The organism is Variovorax soli NBRC 106424, from assembly GCF_001591385.1.
GTDB lineage: Bacteria > Pseudomonadota > Gammaproteobacteria > Burkholderiales > Burkholderiaceae_C > Variovorax > Variovorax soli.
Map to the genome: position 1 here is coordinate 1 of NZ_BCUU01000226.1, position 1,306 is coordinate 1,306.

Here is a 1,306-nt window from a genome sequence, read left to right on the forward strand (position 1 = left end):
CGCCGCCGCCATGCGCGCCGCACGCACGCCGCCGCTGCCGCCGCCGATCACGAAAAGATCGAAGTCGTAGTTGCGCTGCTTCTGCTGCTCGCGCGAAGAAGAATCTGAATCCGCCATCGGGAACCTCCTGCTGCGGCACTGTAGCCGCAGCGGGAAAGTCCTGGGGGTCGACGGCGGCGGGCGGATGGGGTAGGGCGTTTTACGGCCGCTGGTTGTCGTCGCCCGGGCCGCGTCCGCGGTTGCCGCCTTGCATTTGTTGACGCTGTTGTTGCTGCTGCGCCTGTTGCTGCGCGCGCTGCTGCATCTCCTGCTGCTGGCGCGCCATCTGCTCGGCCTGGCGCTGCTGCATCTGCATCTGCCGTTGCTGCTCCATCTGCTGCTGGTGCATCTGCATCTGCCGCTGGGCCTGTTCCTGCTGTGCGCGCTGGGCCGCCTGCTGTTGCTGCATCTGCTGCATGCGGTGTTGCTGTTCCTGCTGTTGGCGCTGTTGCTCCATCTGCTGCTGCCGCTGCTGCGCCTGCATTTGCTGCTGCTGCTGTCGTTGCTGCTCCATCTGCATGCGTTGTTGTTGCTGCTCCTGTTGCTGCTGGCGCTGCATTTGCGCCTGCTGCCGGGCCTGCTCCTGCTGGGCGCGCTGGGCTGCCTGGGCTTGCTCCTGCTGCGCGCGCTGCGCGGCCTGTGCCTGCTGTTGCTGGATGCGCTGCTGTTCCTGCTGCTGGCGCTGCTGCTCCATTTGTTGTTGCCGCTGCTGCGCCTGCATCTGCTGTTGCTGCCGCATGTCCTGCTGTGCGCGCTGCTCGGCCTGGTGGCGCTGCATCCATTGCGGGTCCTGCCGCTGCTGGCGCTGCTGCTGCTGTTGGTCGAGCATCTGCTGGCGCGCCTGTTGTTGTTGCTGCTGCGCCGCCTCACGCTGCTGGCGCGCCTGTTCCTGCTGCGCCTGCCGGCTGCCTTCCTGCTGCTGGCGCTGCTGCTCCATCTGCTGCAGGCGTTCCTGCTGCCGCGCGGACTGCTGCTGTTGCTGCTCGATTCGTTGCTGCTGTTGCTGCTGGCGAAGCGAATCGTCGCGCCCCGGGCGGTGCTCGTCGCGGTCGCGCTGGAATCGTCCGGGCCCAGGCTGCTGCGGCGGTGAGATGGCGGCCACCGGCGGCGGTGCGGCCTGCGTACGGCGGCCGAAGTAGGCCGTATTGCCTTCGGAGCCTGTGCCTCGCCCGGCAATGTTGGGCGTGGGCCAGGCCATGGGCGGACGCGCGGAAGGCTGCGCCGCGGCCACGATCGGCGCGGCCGGCCGCACGAAATCGCGCCGGCC

At 68.6% G+C, this 1,306-nt stretch carries 1 protein-coding gene; it reads left to right on the top strand.

What is annotated here, in order from left to right; all coding sequences use genetic code 11:
* The first annotated feature begins 247 nt into the window (after positions 1–247).
* Positions 248–1,129 carry a hypothetical protein gene (locus VSO01S_RS27460; RefSeq protein WP_153305466.1) on the top strand — a complete coding sequence of 294 codons (882 nt, stop codon included), beginning with the start codon at positions 248–250 and terminating at the stop codon, positions 1,127–1,129.
* Positions 1,130–1,306 lie beyond the last annotated feature (177 nt).